25 protein-coding genes are annotated in these 26,057 nt (G+C 69.7%); 4 read left to right on the top strand and 21 right to left on the bottom strand.

Annotated features, from left to right (window positions below):
• The first annotated feature begins 4 nt into the window (after positions 1 to 4).
• The 3 genes from tatB to ACX938_RS04915 are packed head-to-tail and all read left to right on the top strand — an operon-like array spanning position 5 to position 2,192.
• Positions 5 to 469, top strand: coding sequence for a Sec-independent protein translocase protein TatB (gene tatB / locus ACX938_RS04925; protein WP_459430198.1), 465 nt, complete (start codon positions 5 to 7; stop codon positions 467 to 469).
• The gene (tatC, locus tag ACX938_RS04920) at positions 466 to 1,353 is read left to right on the top strand and encodes a twin-arginine translocase subunit TatC (RefSeq protein WP_232752655.1); all 888 of its coding nucleotides are present in this window, start codon (positions 466 to 468) and stop codon (positions 1,351 to 1,353) included. Before tatB ends, tatC begins: the two co-directional genes overlap by 4 nt.
• Positions 1,354 to 1,394: 41 nt before the next feature.
• On the top strand, positions 1,395 to 2,192 hold the full coding sequence (locus tag ACX938_RS04915; protein ID WP_255702819.1) for an ATP-binding protein: 798 nt from the start codon (positions 1,395 to 1,397) through the stop codon (positions 2,190 to 2,192).
• Between the two features lie 324 nt (positions 2,193 to 2,516).
• On the opposite strand, the gene ACX938_RS04910 is transcribed toward ACX938_RS04915, so the two are convergent.
• The 15 genes from ACX938_RS04910 to pyrC all read right to left on the bottom strand — a co-directional run bounded on the left by ACX938_RS04910 (position 2,517) and on the right by pyrC (position 17,751).
• Positions 2,517 to 3,656 (bottom strand): peptidoglycan DD-metalloendopeptidase family protein, encoded by a 1,140-nt coding sequence (locus ACX938_RS04910; RefSeq protein WP_459430197.1) that lies wholly within the window; start codon positions 3,654 to 3,656, stop codon positions 2,517 to 2,519.
• Positions 3,657 to 3,780: 124 nt separating this feature from the next.
• A complete protein-coding gene (locus ACX938_RS04905; RefSeq protein WP_232752658.1) occupies positions 3,781 to 4,425 on the bottom strand; it encodes a protein-L-isoaspartate(D-aspartate) O-methyltransferase in 645 nt (214 codons plus the stop codon).
• Positions 4,422 to 5,210: a 5'/3'-nucleotidase SurE gene (gene surE, locus ACX938_RS04900; protein ID WP_459430196.1), complete on the bottom strand. Its 789-nt coding sequence runs from the start codon at positions 5,208 to 5,210 to the stop codon at positions 4,422 to 4,424. The genes ACX938_RS04905 and surE overlap by 4 nt, the downstream gene beginning before the upstream one ends.
• Positions 5,211 to 5,537: 327 nt before the next feature.
• Positions 5,538 to 6,197, bottom strand: coding sequence for an SDR family NAD(P)-dependent oxidoreductase (locus ACX938_RS04895; protein WP_459430195.1), 660 nt, complete (start codon positions 6,195 to 6,197; stop codon positions 5,538 to 5,540).
• Positions 6,198 to 6,335: 138 nt separating this feature from the next.
• Positions 6,336 to 6,608, bottom strand: a complete 273-nt coding sequence (locus ACX938_RS04890; protein ID WP_232752661.1) for a pilus assembly protein PilP — start codon at positions 6,606 to 6,608, stop codon at positions 6,336 to 6,338.
• A gap of 114 nt (positions 6,609 to 6,722) precedes the next feature.
• Positions 6,723 to 7,283, bottom strand: a complete 561-nt coding sequence (locus ACX938_RS04885) for a DUF2199 domain-containing protein (RefSeq protein WP_459430194.1) — start codon at positions 7,281 to 7,283, stop codon at positions 6,723 to 6,725.
• Positions 7,280 to 8,737 carry an amidophosphoribosyltransferase gene (purF, locus tag ACX938_RS04880; RefSeq protein WP_232753168.1) on the bottom strand — a complete coding sequence of 486 codons (1,458 nt, stop codon included), beginning with the start codon at positions 8,735 to 8,737 and terminating at the stop codon, positions 7,280 to 7,282. The genes ACX938_RS04885 and purF overlap by 4 nt, the downstream gene beginning before the upstream one ends.
• Positions 8,738 to 8,973: 236 nt before the next feature.
• On the bottom strand, positions 8,974 to 9,546 hold the full coding sequence (locus ACX938_RS04875) for a CvpA family protein (RefSeq protein ID WP_232752663.1): 573 nt from the start codon (positions 9,544 to 9,546) through the stop codon (positions 8,974 to 8,976).
• Between the two features lie 30 nt (positions 9,547 to 9,576).
• Positions 9,577 to 10,947, bottom strand: a complete 1,371-nt coding sequence (radA, locus tag ACX938_RS04870; RefSeq protein WP_459430193.1) for a DNA repair protein RadA — start codon at positions 10,945 to 10,947, stop codon at positions 9,577 to 9,579.
• Positions 10,948 to 10,993: 46 nt separating this feature from the next.
• The gene (locus ACX938_RS04865) at positions 10,994 to 11,827 is read right to left on the bottom strand and encodes a DNA repair protein (protein ID WP_459430192.1); all 834 of its coding nucleotides are present in this window, start codon (positions 11,825 to 11,827) and stop codon (positions 10,994 to 10,996) included.
• Positions 11,828 to 12,040: 213 nt separating this feature from the next.
• The gene (locus ACX938_RS04860) at positions 12,041 to 12,430 is read right to left on the bottom strand and encodes a hypothetical protein (RefSeq protein ID WP_459430191.1); all 390 of its coding nucleotides are present in this window, start codon (positions 12,428 to 12,430) and stop codon (positions 12,041 to 12,043) included.
• A gap of 1 nt (position 12,431) precedes the next feature.
• Positions 12,432 to 13,466: an alanine racemase gene (alr, locus tag ACX938_RS04855; RefSeq protein ID WP_459430190.1), complete on the bottom strand. Its 1,035-nt coding sequence runs from the start codon at positions 13,464 to 13,466 to the stop codon at positions 12,432 to 12,434.
• A 530-nt stretch (positions 13,467 to 13,996) separates the two neighbouring features.
• Positions 13,997 to 15,487, bottom strand: a complete 1,491-nt coding sequence (locus tag ACX938_RS04850; protein WP_232752668.1) for a replicative DNA helicase — start codon at positions 15,485 to 15,487, stop codon at positions 13,997 to 13,999.
• A 477-nt stretch (positions 15,488 to 15,964) separates the two neighbouring features.
• Positions 15,965 to 16,645, bottom strand: a complete 681-nt coding sequence (locus tag ACX938_RS04845) for an orotate phosphoribosyltransferase (RefSeq protein WP_232752669.1) — start codon at positions 16,643 to 16,645, stop codon at positions 15,965 to 15,967.
• A gap of 71 nt (positions 16,646 to 16,716) precedes the next feature.
• Positions 16,717 to 17,751 (bottom strand): dihydroorotase, encoded by a 1,035-nt coding sequence (gene pyrC / locus ACX938_RS04840; RefSeq protein WP_459430189.1) that lies wholly within the window; start codon positions 17,749 to 17,751, stop codon positions 16,717 to 16,719.
• Between the two features lie 129 nt (positions 17,752 to 17,880).
• Between pyrC and ACX938_RS04835 the strand changes: the two genes are divergently transcribed.
• Positions 17,881 to 18,156, top strand: coding sequence for a hypothetical protein (locus ACX938_RS04835; protein ID WP_459430188.1), 276 nt, complete (start codon positions 17,881 to 17,883; stop codon positions 18,154 to 18,156).
• A gap of 14 nt (positions 18,157 to 18,170) precedes the next feature.
• Here ACX938_RS04835 and ACX938_RS04830 read toward each other — a convergent pair whose 3' ends face one another.
• The 6 genes from ACX938_RS04830 to ACX938_RS04805 all read right to left on the bottom strand — a co-directional run bounded on the left by ACX938_RS04830 (position 18,171) and on the right by ACX938_RS04805 (position 25,154).
• On the bottom strand, positions 18,171 to 19,178 hold the full coding sequence (locus tag ACX938_RS04830; RefSeq protein ID WP_459430187.1) for a phosphoadenosine phosphosulfate reductase: 1,008 nt from the start codon (positions 19,176 to 19,178) through the stop codon (positions 18,171 to 18,173).
• 116 nt (positions 19,179 to 19,294) lie between these two features.
• Positions 19,295 to 20,344, bottom strand: a complete 1,050-nt coding sequence (locus ACX938_RS04825) for a glycosyltransferase family 2 protein (protein ID WP_459430186.1) — start codon at positions 20,342 to 20,344, stop codon at positions 19,295 to 19,297.
• A 4-nt stretch (positions 20,345 to 20,348) separates the two neighbouring features.
• A complete protein-coding gene (locus ACX938_RS04820; RefSeq protein WP_459430185.1) occupies positions 20,349 to 21,035 on the bottom strand; it encodes an FkbM family methyltransferase in 687 nt (228 codons plus the stop codon).
• Positions 21,035 to 23,503 (bottom strand): glycosyltransferase family 2 protein, encoded by a 2,469-nt coding sequence (locus ACX938_RS04815; protein WP_459430184.1) that lies wholly within the window; start codon positions 23,501 to 23,503, stop codon positions 21,035 to 21,037. Before ACX938_RS04815 ends, ACX938_RS04820 begins: the two co-directional genes overlap by 1 nt.
• A complete protein-coding gene (locus ACX938_RS04810) occupies positions 23,500 to 24,126 on the bottom strand; it encodes a hypothetical protein (RefSeq protein WP_459430183.1) in 627 nt (208 codons plus the stop codon). Before ACX938_RS04810 ends, ACX938_RS04815 begins: the two co-directional genes overlap by 4 nt.
• A complete protein-coding gene (locus ACX938_RS04805) occupies positions 24,123 to 25,154 on the bottom strand; it encodes a glycosyltransferase family 2 protein (protein ID WP_459430182.1) in 1,032 nt (343 codons plus the stop codon). Before ACX938_RS04805 ends, ACX938_RS04810 begins: the two co-directional genes overlap by 4 nt.
• Positions 25,155 to 26,057 lie beyond the last annotated feature (903 nt).

Genomic DNA, 26,057 nt, shown 5'->3' with positions numbered 1-26,057 from the left:
CTGAATGTTCGACCTCGGCTGGACCGAGCTTCTGGTCATCGGGATCGTCGCGCTTATCGTCGTCGGCCCGAAGGACCTGCCGGTGCTCTTTCGCAACGTCGGCCGCTTCGTCGGCAAGGCCAAGGGCATGGCCCGCGAGTTCTCGCGCGCCATGAACGATGCCGCCGACGAGTCGGGCATGCGCGACGTGCAGAAAACCTTCAAATCCGCGACCAACCCGATGTCCTCGGCGATGGACGGGGTCAAGGACGCCGCCAAGGACCTGACCTCCTTCAAGGAGGGCGGCACCTCCAAGACCGCCAAGACCTCGGAGGCGCCGAAGCCCGAGAAGGACGCCGCGCGCCGCAAGATCGAGGCCGCCTCGGCCCGCAAGGCCGCGGAGCGCAAGGCCCGCGAGGCCGAAGAGGCCCGCAGCCGCGCCGACGAGCTGGAACGTGACCTCGCCTCGGACGAAGGAGACAAGGCGTGAGCGTCGAGGACGAGATCGAGGACAGCTCCGCCCCGCTGATCGAACATCTGGCGGAGCTGCGGAACCGGCTGATCCACTCGGTGGTGGCCTTCATCATCGGCATGGTGATCTGCTTCACCGTGGCGACGCCGATCTTCAACTTCCTGACCGCGCCGCTCTGCCAGGTGCTTTCCGAGCGCGGGCAGAACTGCGACCTGATCTTCATCAGCCCGCAGGAAGGCTTCTTCGTGGCGATCAAGGTGTCGCTCCTGGGCGGCTTCATCCTGGCCTTTCCCTATATCGCCAACCAGATGTGGCGCTTCGTGGCGCCGGGGCTCTACAAGTCCGAGAAGGGCGCCTTCCTGCCCTTCCTCGTGGCCTCGCCCTTCATGTTCTTCCTGGGCGCCTCCTTCGCCTTCTACGTGGTCACGCCCCTGGCCTATGACTTCTTCCTGGGCTTCCAGCAGTTCGGCAACGACGGCGAGGCGGTGGTCGGCGAAGAGGTGAACCAGGGCCTCTCGGTGGTCTTCCAGGGCTCCGCGCAGGAATATCTGAACCTCACCATCAAGTTCATCGTGGCCTTCGGCCTCTGCTTCCAGCTGCCGGTGCTGCTGACGCTCATGGGCAAGGCCGGGCTGGTCTCGGCCAAGGGGCTCGGCAACGTCCGCAAATACGCGGTGGTGGCGATCCTGGTGCTCGCCGCGCTGGTGACCCCGCCGGACGTGATCACCCAGGTGATCCTCTTCGTGGTGGTCTACGGCCTCTACGAGATCTCGATCTTCCTGGTGGCCCGGGTGGAGCGCAAGCGCATCGCCGAGCTGAAGGCCCAGGGTCTCTGGTTCGAGGACGACGAGGAAGAGGAAGACTTCGACGCCGCGGATGACGACGGGGACGCGCGGAAGTGACCGATGAGGCCGTGACGCGCATCGCCGCCGCGCTCGAGCGGATGGCCCCGGCGCCGCTCGAGACACCGGATTTCGACGGCGCCGAGGCTTTCGTCTGGCATGTCTCGCCTGACCGGCTCGACCCGGTGGCCCAGGTGAACCGGGTCGAGATCGACCTGCTCCTGGGCCTTGACCGGACCCGCGACACGCTCCTGCGCAACACCCGGCAGTTCGCCCAGGGGCTCTCGGCCAACAACGCGCTCCTCTGGGGCGCGCGGGGGATGGGCAAGAGCTCCATCGTGAAGGCCGTGCATGCGGCGATCCGCGCCGAGGGGCACGACCTGAAGATCGTCGAGTTGCACCGCGAGGACCTGCCCAGCGTGGCGCGGCTTCTGGGCCACCTGCGCGGCGCGCCCTACCGCTTCCTGCTGTTCTGCGACGACCTGTCGTTCAGCCATGACGACGAGCATTACAAATCGCTGAAGGCGGTGCTCGACGGCGGCATCGAGGGGCGGCCCGAGAACGTGCTGTTTTACGCCACCTCGAACCGCCGCCACCTGATGCCGCGTGACATGATCGAGAACGAGCGTTCGAGCGCCATCAACCCCTCCGAGGCGGTGGAGGAGAAGGTCTCGCTCTCCGACCGCTTCGGGCTCTGGCTGGGCTTTCACCCCTGCAGCCAGGACGAATACCTCGAGATGATCCGCGGCTATTGCCGGGCCTACCGCGTGCCCTTCGAGGAAGAGGCGCTGCGCGCCGAGGCGATCGAATGGCAGGCCACGCGCGGCGCGCGCTCCGGTCGGGTCGCCTGGCAGTTCTTCACCGACCTCGCCGGCCGCGCCGGGATCTCCGTCGGCTGAGGCGCGGCCCCTTCGCGGGGGTGCTGGCGTCGCGGGGCCCTCGCGCTAAGCGATCACCTTCTGGAACCAGGGCCCGCACCAGGCCGCCTCGCTCTCGCTCGACAGAGAACGTGGCGGATGTCGTCCACCTGCCGCAGTGGCGGCCTGACACCGGGCAGGCAGCCCCCAAGGGCGCAGGTAACTGACCGCTCCACCAAAGCGCCCAGCCCCCACCTTCAGCTTGGCAAAAATACCTCGGGGGGTCCGGGGGGCTGGCCCCCCGGCCTCACCTCACAGCGCGCGCAACGGCCCCATCAAAGCCCCAACGCGCCAAGACCCAAAACCTCAGTTCAGATAGAGCCCCGGATCGACGGAATCGAACCCGTCGCGCACCTCGAAGTGCATCCGCGCCGGGTCGCCCGCGCGGACCTGGGCGATGGCCTGGCCGCGGCTGACCGCATCGCCCTTGGCGACCGAGACGCCGTCGATATGGGTGTAGACGGTCAGGATGTTGTCGGGGTGCTTGATCACCAGGATCGGAATACCGTCGGTGTTGGTGGTGATCGCCGCGACGGTGCCGCTGGCGGCGGCGCGGACCGGCGTGCCGGCGGGGGCGGCGATGTCGATGCCGTCATTGGTGCCGGGCGCGTATTCGCGGATGATCGTGCCGTCGACCGGCATCCGGAAGGCGGCGTCGGAGCTTTGCGGCGCGCTGACCTCGCCCACGTCCGGCGCGGGCGTGGCGGCGGCCTCTTCCTCGGCCGCGGCGGTCTCGGTCGGCGCGTCGGGCAGGGGCTGCGAGGCCGAGGGCGGCGTCGGCGTGGGCGAGCCCTGGCCGGGTTCGGTCACATCCGAGGCCGACGCCGAGGCGCTGGCCTCGGCCTTGCCCGAAGCGGCGGCATTGGCGCCCACGGGGATCAGCAGGTACTGGCCTTCGCGGACGGCGTAATTCTCGTCGAGCCCGTTCCATTCCGCCAGCGCGCGGGGGGTGACGTTGTAGAGCCGCGCGATGGTATAGGCGGTCTCCCCGCGCGAGACCTGGTGGCGCACCGGCTCGATCCCGCCCGGGGCGGGGGCCAGCGTGCCGCTGGTGATCGGCGTGGGCGAGGCGGAATCGATGGCGTTGGAGGCCAGGACCGCGATGTCATTGGCCTCTCCCGCGGCGGGGCCTTCGGAGACCCGGCTCGGCAGGGCCACGACCTCGCCACCGCGCAGCGGGTCGTTCGCGCCGATGCCGTTGTAACGGGCCAGCGCGCCGGCATCGACGCCGATGCGCTGCGCCAGGGTCGCCAGCGTGTCGCCCTGGCGGGCCACGGCGACCTGGTAGGTCGGATAGGAGATCACCCCGCGCGCGTCGGGCTGCGGGCGGTCGGCGGTGGCATTGACCGCGGCTTCGGCGGTGCTCGAGGGCCCGGGGCGCAGGTCGAGGTCGATCGGCCCCTCCCCGCAGGCGGTCAGGGCCAGGAGGCTCCCGGTCATCAGCATGGTAAAACCTGCGCGTGCGCGGAGCGGGCGGGTCGCTTCGACCATCTCGACTTCCCTCAACTTTCGCCGCCCCTTGTCTCCGGGGCGTGTGGTTCCTGTCCCGGCGTGCCCGTGTCGGCGCGCCCTAGCTGTCCTTTCCGAGCCCTTCGACCAGCGGCACGAAGCGCACGGGGCGAAGCTCGTCGTATTCGAAGCCGGTCTCCGTGCGCGTCACACGGATCAGGCTCTGCACCGCGTCCGACTGCCCGACCGGCAGCACCATGATACCGCCGATCTTCAGCTGGGCCAAGAGCGGCCCCGGCGGGTCCTCGGCCGCGGCGGTCACGATTATGCGGTCGAAGGGCGCCTGGTCGGGCAGCCCGTGGCTGCCGTCGGCGGTGAAGGCGGTGATATTGGCGAGCCCCAGCGCCTCGAAGACCTCGCGGGCCTCGCGTACCAGACGCATGTGGCGGTCGACGGTGTAGATCCGCCGGGCGAGCTGGCTGAGGATCGCCGCCTGGTAGCCCGAGCCGGTGCCCACCTCGAGCACCTTGTCGCGCTGGCTGACCTGCAGCGCCTGGGTCATCAGCCCGACCACCGAGGGCTGCGAGATCGTCTGCCCGCAGGCGATCGGCAGGGGCATGTCCTCATAGGCGCGGTCGGGGAAATAGTGGCGGATGAAGCGGCCCCGGTCGATGGTCTCCATTGCCTGCAGAACGCGCGCGTTGGTCACCCCGCGCGAGCGGAGCGCGAAGAGGAACTGCATCTTGCGTTCCGCCTCGTCGGTCATCCGAACAGCTCTTCGGTGGCGCTCAGCTCGGCGTGGTCGGTGAGATCGGCGCGCATCGGCGTGACCGAGATGTAGCCGTCGAGGTTGGTCTCGGCGTCCGAGCCGGGCGCGGTGCGCACCCGCTGGTCGCCGCCCTTGATCCAGAGGTAGCGCCGTCCGGCGGGCGAGAGCTGCGGGGCGACCGAGAAGCCGGTGCCCTCGCGGCGGCCCTGCACGGCGGCGCGGGTGCCCTTGACCGCCGCGGCGGGGACGGGCGGGAAATTCACGTTGTAGAACAGCCGGTAATTGGCCGTGCCCCGGGTCTCGAGCCGGGGCAGGAGGCGGCGGACCACCGCGGCGCCATGCACGCGGGCGGCCTCGAACATGTCCGGCGCGTCCCAGATCTCGGGGCCGAGGAACTGCGAGAGCGCGATTGCCGGCAGCTCCTGCAGGGCGGCCTCCATGGCCGCGCCGAGGGTGCCGGAATAGAGCGTGTTCTCGGCGGAGTTGTTGCCCCGGTTCACGCCCGAGAGCACGAGGTCCGGCGGCGCGGATTTCATCACGTCGTGCACGGCGGCGAGCACGCAGTCGGCGGGGCTGCCCTCGGCGGCGAAGGTGCGCGGGCCCAGCTCGGAGACCATGAAGGGGCTCGAATAGGAGATCGTGTGCCCGACGCCCGATTGCTCGAAGGCCGGCGCGACGGTCCAGACCTCGCCGGCCTCGCCCGCGATCTCGGTCGCGATGTCGCGCAGGACCGCGAGCCCCGGCGCGTTGATACCGTCGTCATTGGTGATGAGGATGCGCATGAAACCGCCTGTTTGCCTTGCCATGTTCTCTAGGCAATGGGGCGATGCGGGGCAAGGTCCGCGGGTGTTTTCGCCCGGGCGGGGCCGGGGTGCGGCCCGGGAAGCACGGCTTTGCGGCAGGGGGCGGAGGTGTGTGGGACGGGCTGGGCCGGACAGGCGTCTGTAGGGGAGCGGTGGGCGCTTCACTTCGCTGCGCTCTGGGAGCTTTAAGCGCGCCGGTCCACTGCCCTTCGCGATGCTGACGGCCCGCCCCGTTCCAGCGGTCGGACCCGCCGCACCACACGCACCCGCGCCCAACGAAAAGGGGCCCGCCCGGGCCCCCTCACATCACTCCGTGGCGCGCGGCCCGGTGATCTGCGGCAGGAGCCGCTCCGCAGCTTCTTGCGGCGAGAGCAGCGCCTCACGGTCCTCGCCGGGGTAGAAGCGCGCGCGGGTCGCGCCGCTGAAGGGCTCGGGCGTCAGGATGCGCACATCCGGTCCGGTCTTGTCGCTCTCGGCCGCCCAGGAGCGGGCCAGCGCGATCTGCGCCGCCTTGGTCGAGCCGTAGAGCCCGAAGAACTTCTGCCCGCCCTGCGCGTCGTCGAAGAAGACCGCGCGGCCCTCGCGCCCGATCAGCGCCGAGACGTAGGGCACGAGGTGCCCCATGGCGGTGACATTGGTCTCGACCGACTTGGCCCAGTCCTTCTCGGTGATGTGGTCGGCGGGCGTCAGTGGGCCGGTATGCACCGCCGTATGCACCCAGAGCGCCGCGCCGCCCCAGCGGTCGTGCACCGAGCGGCAGAGATGCGCCATGGCATCGCGGTTGGTGACATCCATGGGCGCCAGGGTGGCCTCGCCGCCCCTGGCCTGGATGCGGTCGTCGAGATCCTCGAGCCCGCCCACGGTGCGGGCGACGGCGACGATGTGATACTGGTCCGAGAGCGCCTCGGCGAGGGCGAAGCCCAGGCCTCGGGATGCACCGGTGATGAGGGCGGCGGGTTTGGTCATGGCCCGGGCATGTCACCCGTCAGCGCGGCGGTGTCAACTCCCGCGCGCGAGGGATGGGCTTGGGCGAGGGGCGCCGCATCGGGAGCGAGGTGGCGCACGCCACGACCAGAGGCTTCACGCCTGCCGCCCCTGCCGCCCTCAGCCGCCGTTCGTGCCGGGGATGCGGATCCAGGTCGTGCGGCCGTCGCCCTCGACCAGCGCCAGCCGGTCGGCGTCGATCGCCGCCACCACGCGCCGTCCGACCCGGGTGCCCGGTGCGACCTTGGCGACCGTGCCCGAGGGCAGGCGCAGAAGTGCTGTGGGCTGGGCCTCGGTGCCCATGACCCCCAGGAGGGAGATCCCGTTCATGTCGATATTGGCGTGTGTCGTCGCCTGGTCCGCGACGTTGCGGGGCGTTGCTGCGTTGGCCATTCCTTGCCTCGAATTTCCGAAGAGAGGCCGCAGATATGGTCTCTGCCGCAGCGCAGCAAGGGGGTGTGGAGGGATCGGCGGGCGCCCGCCCGCGCGCCCTGCAGGATCGGCGGATCAGCACCCGGTCAGATGCGGCCTGATGTCCTCTCCGAGCCCGGCATAAAGATCGAGGAGCGCGTCGAAGGAAAGCCCCTCGCGCAGCGCCTCGGCCAGGGGCCCGGCCTCGGGGGCAAAGCCCGGCCGCGCCTCGGGGGCGCCCAGGACCAGGCTACCCGGTTGCGGCCCGTCGAAGGGCGCGGGCAGGGCATTGGCAAGCGTTGCGGGCACCTCGACCGTCTCGGTCGCGCCGCTCTCGATGCGATCGAGCGCGGCGTAGAAATGCTCGGGCGCGACCTCGACCCAGGGGGCCAGATGCGCGGCGTCTTCAGCACCGCGCACCGCGAGCGGCAGATGCGCCCGCAGGAAGCGCCGGTCGCCGAACCGGCAGAGCTCTTCTGACAGCTTGTCCTCCCCCTCGGCCACCACGCTGCCTTCTTCGGGCAGGGCGAAAGGCCAGTCGTCCGGCGCGCCGAAGCCGAAGTCGATCAGCCCGCCGAAGCTGCGCCCGCAGCAGGGGCAGGCGTAGTCGGGGTCGTTCAGCCGCCGCCACCGGTCGTCGAGCGCCAGAAGGTTCACTCGGCCGCCTTGAGCTGGAAGCCCTTTTCGATCTGGTCCGAGGGCGCCACCGGGTATTCGCCCGAGAAACAGGCGTCGCAATACTGCGGGCTGGCGTTGTCGCGGCCCTTCGATTCCCCGACCGCGCGATAGAGACCGTTCAGCGAGATGAAGCGCAGCGAATCCACCGAGAGGTGGTCGCGCATCTCGTCCTCGCTCATCGAGGCGGCCAGGAGCTTCTCGCGCTGGGGCGTGTCGACGCCGTAGAAGCAAGGCCAGGCGGTCGGCGGCGAGGCGATGCGGAAGTGCACCTCCTTGGCGCCGGCATCGAGGACCATCTCCTTGATCTTGCGCGAAGTGGTGCCGCGCACCACCGAGTCGTCGACCAGGATCACCCGCTTGCCCTTGATCAGCGCGCGGTTGACGTTGAGCTTCAGCCGCACGCCCATGTTGCGGATCTGCTCGGTCGGCTCGATGAAGGTGCGCCCCATGTACTGGTTGCGGGTGATCCCCATGGAGAAGGGGATGCCGCTTTCATGCGCGAAGCCGATCGCCGCGGGCGTGCCGCTGTCGGGCACCGGGCAGACCAGATCCGCATCGACCGGCGCCTCGCGGGCCAGCTCCACGCCGATCTGGCGGCGCGTCTCGTAGACCGAGCGCCCGCCGATCAGGCTGTCGGGGCGCGAGAAATAGACGTGTTCGAAAATGCAGAAGCGCGGGCGCTGCGGGCGGAAGGGGCGGTGGCTCTCGACGCCCTTGGCCTCGGTGATGACGACCATCTCGCCCGGCTCGATCTCGCGGATGAACTCCGCCCCGATGATGTCGAGCGCGCAGGTCTCGGAGGCCAGGCACCAGGCGCCGCCGACGCGGCCCAGGACCAGCGGGCGCACGCCCAGCGGGTCGCGCACGCCGATCAGCTTGGTGCGGGTCATGGCGATGACCGAGAAGGCGCCCTCGACCCGGCGCAGCGCATCCTCCATCCGGGCCGGGATGTCGCGCTGCAGCGAGCGCGCCATGAGGTGGATGATGCATTCGCTGTCCGAGGAGGACTGGAAGATCGAGCCGCGCTCGATCAGCTCGCGGCGGAGCGCATCGGCATTGGTGATATTGCCGTTATGCGCGATGGCGACGCCGCCGACCGAGAACTCCCCGAAGAAGGGCTGCACGTCGCGGATCTGCGTCGGCCCTTTCGAGCCCGAGGTCGAATAGCGCACATGCCCGATGGCGAGGCTGCCGGGCAGGGTCTGCATCAGCGACTGCGAGGTGAAGTTGTCGCGCACGTAGCCGAAGCGCCGCGCGGAGTTGAAGCCCTGCTCGGGTTCGTAGGAGACGATGCCGCCCGCCTCCTGTCCCCGGTGCTGAAGGGCGTGCAGCCCGAGGGCCACGAAATTCGCCGCATCCGAGGCGCCGACGAGGCCGAAGATGCCGCATTCCTCGCGCAGCTTGTCGTCGTCGAAAGGATGGGCGGGGGGCATTTGGGCGTCGGACAAGGAGTGTCGCTCCGATTCCAGCTTCGCTTACGGGGGTGTCTTAGTGGCTCCGCGCGGCGCTGTCACGGAACTATCACAGAAGATTTCCACATGGAGAGCAGAAGGCTGGTGCGCGAGACACGCAGGGCGCGAAATCCGGGCGGGCAGGGTGCCTTATTAGGCGCTTCGGGAGGTGCCGGGGCAGGGCGCGGCATTGCGCGCGCCCCGCATCCGCCGCGCGCTTACGCGTCGTTGCCCGCGGGCAGCTCGCAGATGCCGACCAGCTCTTCGTACTGGCGGGTGACCCAGCCGAGCGCCTGGTCGGGGTTGCGGCTCGCGATCTCGTCGGTGAAGCGCGAGAAGACCGCCGCGGCGCGGCTGTCGTTGACCATGGCGATGTCCTGCGAGGTGATCACCGTGTCGTAGACGAAGAAGGCAATCGCCACGAGCAGGATGCCGCGCGCCACCCCGAAGAGGAAGCCGAGCCCCTGGTCGAGCCCGCCGAGCGCCGAGCGCTGCACGATCGAGGAGAAGAGCGGCGTGAAGAAGGAGACCACGATCAGCGCCACCGCGAAGACCGCCGCGAAGGCCGCGATGATCGACAATTCGCAGCTGTCGGCCAGGAACTCGCCGATCACCGGCAGTTCCTTGACCAGGGGCTGCGCCTGCGGGGCGAAGATGAAGGCCAGGAAGGCCGCCGCGACCCAGCCCGCGATGGCCATGACCTCGCGCACGAGACCGCGCGAATAGGCCAGGAGCGCCGAGAGCACGATGACGATCGCCACGACGCCGTCGATGATGGTGAACCCTTCCATAGGCCTGCTCTTTCCTCGTCTTAACGAGCGTTATCCCGCCCCGAACACGTCACCGACGAAGGCTGCGAGATCGCTCATGCGGTTCAGCTTCAGCCCGGACGGGTCCACGGCCTTGCCGCCTTCCGGCGCAATCGCTGCGGAGAAACCAAGTTTCTGCGCCTCTTTCAACCGGTTTTCGGTTTGCGACACCGGGCGCAGCGCCCCCGAGAGGCTGATTTCGCCGAAAACCACCGTCTCTGGCGGCAGGCCTGCGTCCTCGCGCGCCGACAGAAGGGCCGCGGCGACGGCAAGGTCGGCGGCGGGCTCCGAGATCTTCATGCCGCCCGCCACGTTGAGGTAGACATCGAGCCCCGCGAAGGGGATGCCGCAGCGCGCCTCGAGCACGGCGAGGATCATCGCCAGCCGCCCGCCGTCCCAGCCGACCGTGGTCCGGCGCGGCTGCGCCAGCGGCGTCGGCGCCACAAGTGCTTGAAATTCGCAGAGAACCGGGCGCGTGCCCTCGATCCCTGCAAAGACCACCGAGCCCGGCGCCGGCTGCCCGCGTTCGGAGAGGAAAAGCGCCGAGGGGTTCGGCACCTCCGACAGCCCGCCGCCGGTCATCTCGAAGACGCCGATCTCGTCGGCGGGGCCGAAGCGGTTCTTCACCGCGCGCAGGATGCGGAACTGGTGGCCGCGCTCGCCCTCGAAATAAAGCACCGTGTCGACCATGTGCTCGACCACGCGAGGGCCCGCGATCTGGCCTTCCTTGGTGACATGGCCGACCAGGATCACGGCGGTATTCCGCCGCTTGGCGAAGGCGGTCAGCTCATGGGCCGCGGCGCGCACCTGGCTGACCGAGCCCGGCGCGCTTTCGACGTGATCGGCCCACATGGTCTGCACCGAGTCGATGATCGCCAGGTCCGGCTTCTCGGCCTCGAGCGTGGTGAGGATGTCGCGCAGGTTGGTCTCGGCCCCGAGCATCACCGGCGCCGCCCCGAGACCCAGCCGTTGCGCCCGCATGCGGATCTGCGCCGAGGCCTCCTCGCCGGAGATATAGACCACCTTCAGCCCTTCGGCCGCGAAGGCCGCGGCGGCCTGCAGCAGAAGGGTGGACTTGCCGATGCCCGGATCGCCGCCGACCAGGATCGCCGAGGCGGGCACCAGCCCGCCGCCCAGCACCCGGTCGAACTCCGCGATGCCCGAGGAGGTGCGCGGCGGCGGCGCCTCCTCGGCGGCCAGGTCGCTCAGCGTGACCCGGCGCCCGCGCGCCGCGCCGATGGTCTTGGAGGCCGTCCCGGTGCCGAGCGGGGCCTCTTCCTGGATGGAATTCCATTCGCCGCAGGCCTCGCAGCGGCCCGACCACTTGGTGGTGACATTGCCGCAATTGGCGCAGACGAAATTGCTCTTGGAGGCTTTGGCCATGGCGGCGGTTTTCACCGATCAGCCGCCCCGTGACAAGCCGCCTGGATCATTGCGCCGCGCGCCGCGAATTGAGCGCCACGATGTCCGGCGCGGTCGGGCCCTCGGTGTCCTCGTCCTCGCCGTAACCCTCGGAGACCTCGAGCCAATCGCGCTCGTGCGCCGGGCCCGCGACGGCCGCGCGCTCGGGCAGAGGCGCGATCTCCTCGATCTCGCGCGCCTGCAGTTCGGGCAAGAGCGCCGACAGCTCCTCGCGCAGCCGCGAGAGCTGGCTCTGCGCCACCGCCTCGTCCATCTCCACCGCCTCGGTCCAGGAGCGCAGCTCCACGGCCATGGCCTTGGCCTCGCCCAGGCGGCGGTTGAAATCCTCGAGCTCGTTCTGGCGCTGGGTCAGGAAATCCCGCGCGCGGGTGACCGCGTCCTCGGAATAGACCCGCGCCAGGTCGCGCGAGAGATGGCTCATCTGGGCCGCCACCTCGATCACCGGCGCCTCGAGCTCGGCCAGGTCGGGGTGGTCGCGCAGATAGGCGATGCGCTCGCGGACCGAATCGAACTCGGACTTGAGATTGAAATTGCCCTGCCGGTCGGCGGCATGGGCCAGCCGATAGGCGCGGGTCACATCCTGCATGGTCAGGTGAAAGCGGCGGTGGCTGTTTTCCAGCGCCAGCACCCGCGCATTTCCCGGCAGATAGGCCAGAAGCCCCACGATCAGCACCGTCCCGGCGATCTGCGCGGCCATGCCGGCCTGGGGGAAATCGAAGCCGCCGAAACTCAGCGGCATGTCGAGCCAGGCGATATATCCCGCCGCCGCGGCGATGCAGGCGGCCACCGCGCCGGCACCCAGGACCAGGAGAAGGGCCATGGTCAGAAATTGAAATGACACGCGAATGGCCCACGCGATCGTCGCGGCAGGTTTCATGAAAATAGCCCCCGAGCCCAAAAACGAATCGTTAATCACTGCCCGCATCGGCAATGTTACGCCGACAACGTCCGAATTCGAAAAAAGATGCAGAAAAATTTCAGTGTTCGGGAGGCATCTTTACAATGCGGCGGAAATGCCACGTTTGCCCCTGAGCCGGAAACCGTCGGGAATGACTCAGGCCAGCGTGGCCGCCCAGAGCCCCAGGAAGCCCGTCAGAAGCGCCATATGCGCCAGGTCGATCCAGCCCCGCGCGCGGCTCGGCAGCAGCGCCGAGAGGAAAAACAGCGCCGAATGCCCGAAAAGAAGCCGCAGCCCTTGGCCCGCCGCCATGAGCCGCGAGAGCTCGCCGTAAAACGGCAGGCCCTGCAGCCCGAGCGCGGGTGCGAAGCTCACCAGGATGAACAGCGCGCAGAGAAGCGCCACCCCCAGCGCGACAAGCCGCGCCGCCCCTTCGGCCAGCGCGAAGCGCAGCACCGCCAGCACCAGGAGCACCTCGAGGAAGACGAAGCGCTTCACGAAGATCAGCGTCAGCAGCAGCGGATCGGGGCTGAAGGCGTTTTCCATCTCAGCTGCCGGTGTAGCGCCGCGCGTAGCGCGCGCCGAGCGCGGTCAGGATCTCGTAGCCGATGCTGCCGGCGGCATCGGCCAGCGTGTCGATCGACTGGTGGCGGCCCAGGAGCTCGACATGGTCGGGCAGGGTCTCGGCCTCGGTGACATCGACGCCGATGAGATCCATGGAGATCCGCCCCAGCACCTTGCAGCGGGTCTCGCCGGCAAAGGCGTAAAGCTCGGGCCCCATGCCGCGCAGCACGCCGTCGGCATAACCCGCGGCGATGGTGGCGACCCGGGTCGGGCGCTTGGCCACCCAGGTGTTGCCGTAGCCCACGCTTTCGCCGGGGGCGACCTCGCGGACCTGGATCACCGGCACGTCGAGATAGGCCACCGGCTGCGCGTCGATGAAGGGCAGTCCGCCGTAAAGCCCGATGCCCGGCCGCGCCAGGTCGAAGTGATACTCGGGGCCAAGCAGGATGCCGCCCGTGGCCGCCAGGGACAGCGGCGCCTCGAGCCCCGCGGCCATCTCGCGGAAGCTCTTGAGCTGGCGCGGGTTCATCTCGTGGGCGGGCTCGTCGGCGCAGGCCAGGTGGCTCATCACCAGCCGCGGCTTCTGCGCCAGGGCGATCTCGCGCAGCGCGGCCCATTCGGCGGGCTCCATGCCGAGCCGGTTCATGCCCGAATCGAGCTGCACGCCGAAGGGATGGCCGGGCAGGGTCTCCACATGCAGGAGCATCTGGTCGATGCTGTTCAGCATGGGCACCAGGTCGGCCTCGCGGATCAGCTCGGCATCGCCGGGCATGTGGCCCGAGAAGACGCTGATCTCGGGGCCGGGCCCGAGGATGCGGCGCAGCGCGGCGCCTTCCTCGGCGAGGGCCACGAAGAACTTGCGCACGCCTTCCCCGGCCAGCGCCGGGGCGACGCGGTCGGCGCCCAGCCCATAGGCATTGGCCTTGACCACCGCCGCCGTTTCCCCGGTGTTTTGCCGGTCGAGATCGCGCCAGTTGGTCTTGAGCGCGGCGAGGTCGATGGTCAGGGTCGGTTGCATGCCCCGTGTCATGGCACGGCGGGCCGCAGCGTCAAGCCGCAAATTGCCCCGCCAGGTCGCCCGGAACGCGCCCGGCGCAGCATTCCGCTGGCGGCCCGGGCAGGGGCCGCACCCGGAGGCCGGGACGCGCGTCCGACTGCCGCCCTACACGTTCCGAAGACGCCGCGCCTCTCTCGGCGACAGACAGGCCCACAGTTCCCGGGCGCCGCCGCGTCCCCGGGGGCGCGACCGCCCCTGGGCCCCCGAAAGCCGCCCAACCCGGCGCGCCGCCCACCAAGCAGCTCCTCCACCGCCACCAACAAGCGCCCAGCTTCACCACCCCGGGTGCACCGCCCTCCAAGCCGCACCCCCGGCCCAAAACAAGCACGCACCGAGACCCACCAAGGTGCCCCGCCCGCAAGGCCGCGCACCCCTTCCCCCTTCAGCTTGGCAAAAATACCCTCGGGGTGAATTGGCGGCGCCAGCCGCCAAGAGGGGCAGAGCCCCTGCAAAAAACAAAAACGCCCAGACCTCCACCGAAGCGCCCCGCCTCAGAAGCCGCCCTGATCCTGCTGCCAGGGCTTCACCAGGTTGCCGAAGCGGGTGAACTGGCCCTCGAAGGACAGTTCCACCGAGCCGATCGGCCCGTGGCGCTGCTTGCCGATGATCACCTCGGCCTTGGCGTGCAGGCGCTCCATGCGCTCCTGCCATTCGGCCATCTTCTCGAGGTTGTCGTCCGAGGGCTTCTCGCGCTCGGCGTAATATTCCTCGCGGAAGACGAACATCACCACGTCGGCGTCCTGCTCGATCGAGCCCGATTCCCGCAGGTCCGAGAGCTGCGGGCGCTTGTCGTCGCGGCTCTCCACGGTCCGGGAGAGCTGCGAGAGCGCGATCACCGGGATGTCGAGTTCCTTGGCGATGGCCTTCAGGCCCATGGAGATCTCGGCGATCTCCTGCACCCGGTTGTCGCCCTTGCCCGAGCCGCGCACCAGCTGCAGGTAGTCGACCATCAGCACGTCGAGCCCATGGGTCCGCTTCAGCCGCCGCGCCCGGGCGGCGAGCTGGGCGATCGGGATCGCGGCGGTGTCGTCGATGTAGAGCGGGCAGGCCTCGAGCGATTTCGCGGCCTCGACGAAGCGGCGGAATTCCTCTTCGGTCATGTCGCCGCGGCGGATCTGCTCCGAGGGCACCTCGGCGGCCTCGGACAGGATCCTTGCGGCGAGCTGTTCGGCCGACATCTCGAGCGAGTAGAAGCCCACGACGCCGCCTTCGATCGCGCCTTCGGTGCCGTCGGGGCGGGTGCCGCGCTTGTAGGCCTTGGCGACGTTGAAGGCGATGTTGGTCGCGAGCGAGGTCTTGCCCATCGAGGGGCGCCCGGCGAGGATCAGAAGGTCCGACTTGTGCAACCCGCCCAGCTTCTTGTCGAGGTCGATGAGCCCGGTGGAGATGCCCGCCAGCCCGCCGTCGCGCTGGTAGGCGGCATTGGCGACGTTCACCGCGTCGGTGACCGCGCGCAGGAAGGAGACGAAACCCTGTTCGGCCTGGCCCTGTTCGGCCATCCGGTAGAGCGCCTGTTCGGCCTCGATGATCTGTTCCTTGGGCTCGGAGGCCACGTCGACCTTGGCGGCCTTCTCCGAGATTTCCCGACCGAGGCCGATCAGGTCGCGGCGCACTGCCAGGTCGTAGATCATCTGGGCGTAGTCGCGCACCGCGAAGGACGAGACCGCCGCGCCCGCAAGCCGCACCAGGTAGTTCGGCCCGCCCAGTTCCTTCAGGCCCTCGTCGTCCTGCATGAAGGCCTTGAGGGTGACCGGCGAGGCGAGGTTGTTCTTGGCGATCCGCGCGGCGGCCACCTCGAAGATGCGGGCATGCACCGGGTCGTAGAAATGCTTCGACGAGATCACCGAGGCGACCCGGTCGTAGATGTCGTTGTTGGTCAGCACCGCGCCGAGCAGCTGCTGCTCGGCCTCGATGGAATGCGGCATCGTGTCGGGAGACTGGATCTCGGCGCCGGTGGCGTTGAAGGAGGTGATCTCGTTCATTCCTGCCCCTCGGAGGTCACATCGGTCAGGAGTGAGGGAATAGATTCCGGCGGCATTTCAATCAACTTGTATCTTTCTGGGGATAGCTTGTGGACAACCCCGGCTGGGGTTCATCTTGCGGTCAGGGTAGGGGGCGCGTCAACATCTGGTCGGAGCGGGGCCTTTGTCTTGGCGTCTTCCTGCCGGGAAACATCGCGTTCCGCCTGGCGCGACCCGGCACGCCTTGCGGCGGGTCACTGCGAGGCCCGCGCGGTGAGCGGTTCGGGTCGGTGGTCGGTTCCGGCACAGGCCGGAGCGGGGTTTTGTCAGGCCGGGGCGGGCGTGGAGTCGGGACCTCGGGGGGTGTCGGCGCCTCCTGCCTGTGCGGTGAAAAACGCGCTCCGAGGTTGGCTGGTATGGGCAGGTCTCGGACACCACCCCTGAGGCCCTCAGAGCCTCTCGGGCCGCGGCCCGTCCCGGGTTCCCGCCCCCCGGGCCTCAGCCCTGGGCGCGGGCGGCCTGCCAGGCGCGGGGATCGTTCAGGAAGCTCTCGACCTCGGCCAGGGTCTCGGCGTCGAAGGCCTCGCGCCGGCGCGCCTCGGCCAAGACGTCCCACCAGGTGCAGAGGTGGTGCAGTTCCACCCCGTGATCGGCCAGGGTCTTCGGCGTCTCGGGGAAGATGTCGTAGTAGAAGATCACCGCCGTATGCCCGCAGCTCGCCCCGGTCTCGCGGATCGCATCGACGAAGGAGAGCTTCGAGCCGCCGTCGGTGGTCAGGTCCTCGACCAGGAGCACCCGCTGCCCTTCGCTCATCGCCCCCTCGATTCGCGCGTTGCGCCCGTAGCCCTTGGGCTTCTTGCGCACATAGGTCATCGGCAGTTCCATCCGCTCGGCGACCAGTGCCGCGAAGGGGATGCCCGCCGTCTCCCCGCCGGCGACATTGTCGAAGGCCTCGAGCCCGGCGTTGCGCATCACCGTCATGGTCAGGAAGTCCATCAGCGTGGCGCGGATGCGCGGGAAGGAGATCAGCTTCCGGCAGTCGATGTAGGACGGCGAGGGCAGGCCCGAGGCCAGCGTGTAGGGCTCGCGCGTGTTGAAGTTCACCGCCTCGATGTCGAGCAGCATCGCCGCGGTCAGACGGGCGATTTCCTCGGCTGCGGGATAGCTCGTGGGGATCATGTCGGGCCTCGTATCAAGTCGCGCGTTTCCGTCCGGTTAGCCCGAAAGCTCCGGCGGGGGAAGGGTGCAGCTCAGCTCACCCGCCAATGCAGCGGGAAGCCCGGGTCGAAGACCGTCACCGGCCCGTCGCCGCTCTCGATCTTGGCGGGGTAGTCGACCGGCTCGCCCTTTTGCAGTGTGATGCGCGCCTCGTTGGGCGGCAGCCCGTAGAAGCCCGGCCCGTTGAGCGACGCGAAGGCCTCGAGCCGGTCGAGCGCGTCCTCCTGTTCGAAGACCTCGGCCAGGATCGACAGCGTGTTGGTGGCGGTGAAACAGCCCGCGCAGCCGCAGCCGGTCTCTTTCGCGGCATCCACATGCGGGGCGCTGTCGGTGCCGAGGAAAAAGCAGCTCTCGCCGCTCGTGGCCGCCGAGCGCAGCGCCAGGCGGTGGATCTCGCGCTTGGCCACGGGCAGGCAGTAGTAATGCGGGCGGATGCCGCCGACGAGCAGGTTGTTGCGGTTGATCACCAGGTGATGCGTGGTGATCGTCGCGGCGAGGTCGGGCCCGCCGGCGCGCACATAGGCCACGCCGTCGCGGGTGGTGATATGCTCCATGACCACCCGCAGCCCCGGGGTCGCCTCGCGCAGCGGCGCCAGCACCTGGTCGATGAAGACCTTCTCGCGGTCGAAGATGTCGACCGCGGGGTCGGTGACCTCGCCGTGCACGCAGAGCGGCAGGCCGATCTCGGCCATGGTCTCGAGTGTGCCGCGCACCCGGTCGACATCCTTCACGCCCGAGGCGGAATTGGTCGTGGCGCCCGCCGGATACAGCTTCACCGCCTTGATCAGCCCGCTGTCGTGCGCGGCGCGGACGTCGGCGGGGTCGGTGTCCTCGGTGAGGTAGAGCGTCATCAGCGGCTCGAACTCCGCACCCTCGGGCAGGGCCGCCAGGATGCGGTCGCGGTAATCCGCGGCCTCGGCGCCGGTGACCACCGGGGGCACCAGGTTCGGCATGATGATCGCGCGGGCGAAATGCCGGGAGGTTTCGGGCAGGACGGCCTTCAGCATCGCGCCGTCGCGCAGATGCAGGTGCCAGTCGTCGGGGCGGCGGAGGGTCAGCGTGCTCATGGCGCTGGCGTTAGCACGCGCCCCGCCGCCGCGCCAGCGTCATGCCCGGCCCGCGCGAACGCGATTGAGCGGGCGGGACGGATCGGGCACAACCGGGGCAGAGATCCCCAGCCAGGAGGCGCGCCGAAGATGATCCTGACCCTGCTTGTCGCCGCCGCCGCGGGCTACGCGGTCGAGCCGCTCCTGCCCCGCCTGACCGAGTTCCTCTGGCGCAACCTGCCCGAGGAGCGCCTGCCTGACGAGGCCGGGCGCCGGGTGCTGGGCTTCGCGCTGGCCCTGGCCGGGGCCTCGGCGCTTCTCTGGGTTCTGCGCGCCGACCAGCACCCGCTGCCGCTGATCGCCGGTGGTCTGGTGGGGTATTTCCACGAGGAACTGCGCGCCGCCATCGCCGCGCGGCGGAACTGAGGCGGGGTCGCTTCTCAGCGCGCGGCGGCGACCTCGGGGTCGCCCGGACCGGCGGGCGCGCCGGGGCCCGAGCCCTCGGGGTCCTCGCCTTCGCCGCTCTCGCCCTCGATCCGGCGCAGGGCGCGCAGCCTGCGGCGGAAGCGCGGCGCGGTCTTCCGGGCGGTCACGAACTCGCAGAGGATGCGCACCAGTTCCAGCCGCTGGTCCATCTCCAGCCGCGCGAGCAGACGCCGCAGGTAGGGACCGTAGTCGCGCCGGGCCCGCAGGAAACGGGCGAAGCTCAGCCGCGTCAGGTCGCCCTCGGCGGCGGCGGTGAGGATCTCGTCCAGCACCTCCATCTCGATCAGCGCGGCCTGCAGCGTGGTGCCGAGGAAGGGCACCCGGTGGCGCATCACGTTGGGCCGGTGAAACAGCGCCGCATGCATCGCGTCGAGCGGCTCGCGGTTGTCGTAGATCACATGGCCGCGCTCGGCGCCTTCGATCATGTCGGGCGCATAGCCGTAGCGGTCGGTGAAGGTCATCCGCCGCTGTTCGGTGAAGCGTTCGTCCCATTCGGTCACCCGGGGATCGAGCGTCGCCTGCGGCTGCAGCGCCACCACCACCGCGCCCGGCGCGGCGACCGAATAGGCCGCGGCGGCATAGCCGCAGGGGCCCGCGCCGTAGAAGAGCACCCGGTCGAAATCGTCGAAGAAGCCGTCGTCGGTGAGCTGGTCGAAGAAGGCATAGACCTCTTCGGCGCGGAACCAGGTGTCGTTCTTGGAGACCACCGAGAGGAGCGACCAGCCGTTGGTCTCGGCCACCTCGAGCCCGAGCGGGCGGCAGCTCTCGCTGAGCGCGCCGATGCCCGCGAAGCTCTCGAAGCTCACGAGCAGCGTGTCGCCCTCCTCGTGGAACAGCGCGTGGTGCTTCGACCCCAAAGGCTCGAAGAATCCCAGGGCCTCGCCCACGGTCTCGAGCCGCGACCGCCAGGTCGGATAATCGAGACCGGTCAGCTCGACGTTCCAGGGATGTCCTTCGGGCATGGGGCCACTCGTCCTCATTCGCGGGCGTTCTTCGGGCGACGCTTTCGAAGCGGGACATTCGCCCGTCAATTTGTTCAAAATGCGCCTGTTGCGCGGAAATTCAAAGGGGGCGCTGCCTAGTCGCGGCCCAATTCGCGCGCCTTGAGGCCATAGGCTTTCAGCGTGCGCGCGCTTTCGGCGCTGACCTCGCGGCTGAGGGGCGCCATGAGGAGCCGCCCCATGAGCGCGCGGTAGGGCTCCTGCAGCATGAGCGCCTCGAAACGCGCGCGGCGCCAGGCGACGGCCTCCGCGTGCAGACGGGCCAGCGTCGGATCATCCGCCAGTTCGGCGCGGATATTGGCGGCGCGGGGGGCGAGACGGTCGAGGCTGCGGTCCTCCTCGGCGGCGAAGTTGCGTTCGACCCAGTAGTCGAGCCCCAGGAGGTGATCGGAATGCACCGCCCGCCCGCGGTCGGCCTTGAGGACGTATTCCTCCATCGAGGCCAGCGGGTAGTGGTTGAGCTGCGCCAGCGCATGGTTGTCCTGCCCGAAGTCCGAGAAGATCCGCCGCTCGGCGAACTGCGCGTCGAGCGCCCGTCCGCTGCCGTCGAACCAGCGCGCCTCGGCGATGCGGTCGGGTTTCGGCCCGCGCGGCCGGTGCACGCCGGGGCCGCGGTAGATGCCGTCGTTGCGGTAGAGCGTCTTGAACATCGCCGCGCGCCAGGGCCAGTGCAGCACCCTTGGCGCGGCGCGGGTGAAGCGGTCGGGCAGGGGGCGGTCCTCGTAGCGCACCGTTCCGGCATTGCCGAAGAGCCGCCAGGTCAGGGTGATCGCCGTGGCCTCGGGCAGGGCCTCGATCAGATCGGGCAGGGTGCCCGCGCCGGTGTGGACGTTGACGTATTCGTCGATGTCGAGCGGCAGGATCCAGTCGGCGCGCTTCAGCTCGGCCCGCCGCGCGGCGTCCTTGAGCGCGGTGAACTGGATGCCGCCCTTGTCGTAGGGCCCGGGGTTGTGGACATGGGTGAGATGCCCCAGCTCCGCCAGCCGGTCGAGCATGGCCTCGGTGCCGTCGGCGCAATCGTTGGAATAGGCCAGCACATGGGTGATCCCCGCCGCGCGGGCATGGGAGAGCCAGTCGAGCAGATAGGCCGCCTCGTTGCGGACGCAGAGAATGCCAAGGATATGCAACGGTTTAGAAGTCCCTCTTGAAGCTGACGACCTTGCCTTGCGAGACCCGCGGGAAATAGCTCAGCCCGGCGCGGGCCATGGCGTCGAAGACCGCCTGCACCCCGGGCTGGCCGATCCACTGGGGGTGCAGCTCGATCACCGCGGCGCGCAGACCCGAGAGGTCGGCCGCGGGCAGAAGCTGCGCCTCGGCGCCTTCGATGTCGCAGACCAGGAAAGTCGGGCGCAGTCGCGCGATGACCTCGGCAATGGGCTGCTGGGGCACCTCGCAGGTCTCGGTGATCTGATCTTCGTCGACGCCCCTGTCGAGCGAGGACGCCAGGAGGTTGCCGCGCAGGTAGAAGGGCACCGAGCCCTTCGCCCCGGTGCTGAGGACCGCGTTGACCGCCTCGGCGGGGGCGGCTGCGTTCAGCGCGTGCACCTGCCGAATGTAGGACAAGAGCCTGGGGTTCGCCTCGTAGGTCTCGAGCGCCTCGAGCGGGCGGCGGGTGGCCATGAGCGTCGACATGAAGCCGATGCCGCCGCCCAGCTCCAGCACCCGGTCGCCGCGCCGCACCAGACGGCCCACGGCCTCGGCCTCGCGGGCCTCGTAGGTGCCCGCGCGTAGCCGTTTCTCGAGCCCGGGCGTCAGCACACCGGCGCGGGGAAAGCGCAGCCCCTGCGGGGTCTCGATGGTCTCGCGGGTCTTGGGCATCAGCTCTCCAGGTCCAGGGCGAGCGCATAGGCGACGCGCTCCATCTCGGTCAGCTCGAGCCCCAGCGCGCGCTGGTAGAGCTCTTCGAACTCGGGGATGGCGTGCAGCTCGCGCGCCTTGGCCCGGTGCCAGTCGAGCCCTTCGCCATGCAGCCGCGCCAGCGCCGGGTCAGCCAGGAGCCTCTCTCGTTCGGCCCGGAGCCGCGGCAGGTTGCGCTGGATGGTGATGTCCCGCGCGCCAGACCAATCCATGCGGATCCAGTAGTTCAGCCCGATCGAGCGGTCGACATGCAGCGCCCGCCCGCGCTGGCGCTTGATCAGGAAGCTCTCGGCCGAGCGCAGCGCGTAGTGGTTGAGCTGCAGAAGGTCGTAGCCGATGGATTTTTTCGAGGACCGCCAGCCGTTCCGCAGCGCCTCCTGGGTCATGTCCTGGCCCGAGCCGTTGACCCAGCGCACCCGCGCCTCGGCGCCCTCGGCCAGCTTGTTGGGCCGGTGGCAGGAAAGCTTGGCATAGGCCCCGATGTTGCGCGACATGGTCTTGTAGCCCCAGACCGTATGCGGCTTGGGGCAGAAGCGCGGGGCGCATTGGTCGAACTCCTCGGTGACGAGCCCGTCCGAGAGATGCGCCACGCCGGAATGGCCGAAGAGCCGCCAGGTCATCGCCACATGGGTCGCCTCGGGCGCCCGGGCGAAGAAGGCGTCGAGCGTCCCGTCGCCGCAGCGCACGTTGATGAACTCGTCCACGTCGATGTGGATGATCCACTCCGAGCGGCGGATCACCTCTTCCTTCAGCGCCTGGTTCAGCGCGTGTTGCTGGGGGGAGTTGCCCTTCCAGGCGTCGTTGCGGCGGTGGGTGACGATCCCCAGCGCGTCCAGCCGGTCGAGGAGGTCATCGGTGCCGTCGCTGCAATCATTGGTGTAGATCAGGAAGTGATCGACCCCGATGGCCCGGTGATGGGCGATCCATTCGAGGACATAGGGCGCCTCGTTCTTCATGCAGCCGACGATCACCCGGCCGGTGGAGCCCTCGGGCAGGGCGCGGGGCGGGACGGGCGGATAGGGGGCCGCGAGCGCCTCCTCGTCGACCGCGCCCAGCCGGTTGTGCGGGGCAAAGGGCGAGCCCTGGAGCTGGACGAACTTCTGCCTTGCGAGGGGCGGGAGTGGGCTGGTGGTGTCGGATGCGCCGGGCGCGGTGCCGTTCATGGTGTCCGCACCATGCGCAGGCGTGGCGCTGGGCGCGGTCCCTGATCCCTTGGGGCCGTCACCACCACCCGCAGGCGCTGCGCTGGGCGCGATGCCCTTCGTCCCCTCACCGACAGGCAGCCCTTCGGAAAGCGCGGAGAGCTCCGCCGCCTTGGCCGCCCGTTCCTCGCGCGCCGCCTTCTCGATGCGCCAGCGCGCGGCCAGAAGGTATTGCGTCGCCCGGAAGCCGAAGCCGGGGTCGGCCTCCTGCCAAAGCGGCGCGGGGGGCGGCGGGGTGAGCGCCGGGCCCGCCAGCAGCGGATGCGCCTCGGCGAGCCTTGCGAGGTCCGGCGCGAAACGCTCCGAGACCGGGGACAGCGCGCCGGGGTCGAGCCCCGGGCCGGGCAGCTTCATCTCCATCACGAGCTTGCGCCAGAGCGGGCGGGCGAGGATCGTCTCGGGGGTCTCCAGCAGTCGCAGTACCAGCGCGTTGAAGGCCCGCGCGCGGCTCAGCCAGGCCTCGGGCGGGGGCGCGGGTGGCGCGGCGGGCTGTGCCTTGCCGAAGCCGGGCGCGAGGTCCAGCGCGGCGCGCAGCGCCTCGGGCGCCGCCTCGGACCAGAGCGCCTCGGGATCGAGCCCCCAGAGCCGCGTCGCGCCTTTCCCGAAGACCGCGTCCCATTCCGCCACGAGCCGCGCGCTGTCGATCCAGAAGGGCGCCGATTGCACCTCGGCGAAGCGCCCGCGCTCGGGCGCGGGGGCGGGCCGGTCGGCGAGCGCGGCGTCCCACCAGCTTTCCGCTTCCAGAAGCGCCAGATCGGCATCGAGCGGCCGCGCGCGGCCCTCGATCACCTGCGCCGCATAGGCCCGCGCCAGCATCCGCGCCGGGTCGTCGACCTGAGCAAGCACGGTGATGTCCTCCGACAGCGGCGCCAGGAGCGCCTGCAGCCGCGCCCGTTCGCTCTGCCGCGCGAGCGCGGAGCCCAGCTGGTGGCAGGAGAGCACCAGCACCTCGGGCTGGACCCGCGCCACCTCTGCGGCGAGCCCGGCGGCGACCTCGGCGCGGAGCGCGGCCTGTTTCTCGGGCAGGGTGAAGCCCCGGTTGAAGCGCAGGCTGTCCACGGCCTCGGGGTCGGAGACCGCCATGAAAAGCCGCGTGTGGTTCCGCGCCCCGGGCGAGCGCGCGTAGAGCACGCCCTTGCCCGCGAGCTGCGCGCGCTTGGCGTCGAAGATCCGCTGCAGCCGGTCGGCGGGCCCGGCCTCGGGGCCGATGTGCAGCACGATCCTCACCGCGCCGCCTCGCTGCGTTCGTTGGCATGGCCCCACCAGGGCAGCTCGCGCCCGAGGAAGGCGCCGATCTTCGCGGGCGCCTCCGGGTCGGTGATCTCGTATTCGAGGAAATCCGCCCGCCCGCCGAAGGCCGCCCGCAGGTAGGCGTAATGCCCCGCCACCCAGCGTTCGAGATGCGCGGGCTCGGTGCCGAAACCGGCAGGCAGCCCCGGGACCGCGTGTTTCGGCAGCCGCGCGGTGCCGAGATTGCGCCAGGCCATCATGCTCTCCACGATGGCGCCCGGCGCGCGGTGCGAGAGCAGGAAGCGGGTGCCCGGGTGGTGTTCTGCGATGGCCATGAGCAGCCCGTAGTCGAACTGCGGCCAGAAGCTCTCGCCGCCGCCGACGGCGCTGATCTCGGAGAAGGCGTCGAACTCGGCGCTGCGCGCCAGCGGGTCGCCGGTGGCGAAGTAATCCTCGTAGAGAAGCCGCCCGACAAGCTGGTCCTGCAGCTCGGGCGCGCTGCACTGGCCGGGACGGATCTTCCAGTCGGCGACCAGGAGCCCCGCCCGGCCCAGCGCCTTGCCCAGCGTCGTGGTGCCGGATTTTGGCAGCCCGAGGTTGATCACCCGCAGCCGGCTCATGCGGTGAGCCCCAGTTCGGCGATCAACTCGTCCTCGCCCGGCGGCAGCGCCGGGGCGGTCCGCAGCGCGTCGCGGAGCGCGCGATACTCCGGGTCCCGCAGGAGCGCGTCGCGCCGGGCGCGGTGGCGGGCCACGCAGTCGGCATGCAGCGCGCCGATTTCGGGGTCGGATTTCAGTGCCGCCAATGCCTCTTCGAGCGCCGGCAGGTAACGCTGGATCGAGAGGTCCTGCCAGGCCTGGTCGTTGCGCTCGCGCCAATAGGTGTCGTCGAAGGCCCGGTGCGCGCGGTTCACGTCGCCCCGGTCGTTCTTGACCAGGTAGCTGTCGAGCGAGCGCAGCGCGTAGTGGTTGAGCGTCGCGAGGCTGCGGGCACCTTGGGCCGGGAAGCGCCGGATGCGGCGGGGATTGGCCGCCAGCAGGAATTTCTCCGGCACCGCCCGCCCGGCGCCATCGGTCCAGCGCGGGCGCTTGTGCGCGGGCAGGCCCTTGCGGAAGAACGGCCGATGCGCGCCGTAATATTGCAGCGGGAAGTCGCGCCGGGTCAGGGTCTTCACCTCGATCGCGGTCTCCGCGCACCAGAGGTCGGGATTGTGGCTGCGGGTGAACTGCGCGATGACCGGGCGGTCCTCGAAGCTCTCCACGCCGTCATTGGCGAAGAACTGGAAGCTGACCGAGATCGCCTGCGGGTCGCCGGCCTCCGCGATCAGCGCGGGGATGCTGTGGTCGCCAGCGTGGATGTTCAGGAACTCGTCGACATCGGCGATCCAGACCCAGTCGGCCTCCTGCACCTCGGGGCGGTGGGCCGCGGCCTTGAGCGCCTCCATCTGGTAGTTGCGCCCCTCGGCGGGGTTCGGCAAATGGGTGAGCCCGCCGCGCGCGGCCAGCGCGTCGAGCAGCGCGTCGGTGCCATCGGTGCAATCGTTGGAATAGACCAGGAAGTCGGTGACCCCGATCAGGCGGTTGAACGCGATCCATTCCAAGAGGAACGGCCCTTCGTTCTTCACGCAGGTCACGGCGGTTATCCGCATGACTGCGCTCCTCTGCCCGCGCGGCTCATCTGCCCGGCCCCTCGTGCCCCTTCTGCGGCGGGCGGTCAGGCCCGCCCGTCTCGTTGCGCGAGAGCTTCGCATGGCGCCGCGCGCGGCGTCAATTGCGGGGGGTGTGGGGGGGACTTGGTGGGGCAGTGGTGGGCTGCGCTCGGTGGTGGGAGCTGGCGTGGTGCTGTGGGGTGGCATGTGATCGGCGCTGAACTGCGCTCGGTGGTGGGAGGTGGCGTGGTGCTGTGGGTTGGTATGTGGTCGGCGCTGAACTGCGCTCGGAGACGAGGCGCTGCGATGTGATACGAGGCGATGCGCTGGGCGCAGGCGGGCGGGCAAGGCTTCCAGCAGTTCCCCAACACATGACGCGTTCACCGTTTCATTCCGTCCAGCCACCCGGTTGCCACAACCTCCTCCTCTCGGCCCCACGCACGCCGCTCCACATCACGCCACACCCCGGTTGCAACATGCACCAACAGAGGGCGCGCACCGGACCGGGGGCCGGCGCTGCTGACCTCTGAGCGAAGCGCTTTATCCCAACAAGGTCAGGACTAGAGGGGACTTAAGCGCTTCGCCCACAAGAGCGCCGGCCCATCGGGCCGGTCCGGCGCGCGCCCGGCATCTTCGATGCTATTCGGGCGCGAGAGGTGCGGGGTGAGCGGCGTTGGGTTTATGGACAATCGTCCGGGTATGAAGTGTCCCGCTTCTAGCCTTCTAGCCTTCTAGCCTTCTAGCCTTCTAGCTTTCTAGCCTTCTAGGCTTCCAGGCTGCAACGCCTCTACGCCGCACCGCCAATACGCCGCTCAACCCATCCCGCAGTCCGTCCCCGCGACGAACCGCTCACCCCAAACCGCATCTCCATCCCACCGCACCCCCTCCGACCTATGCCCTATT

Source organism: Roseivivax sp., assembly GCF_054552075.1.
This window is presented reverse-complemented; position numbering and strand designations above follow the sequence as displayed.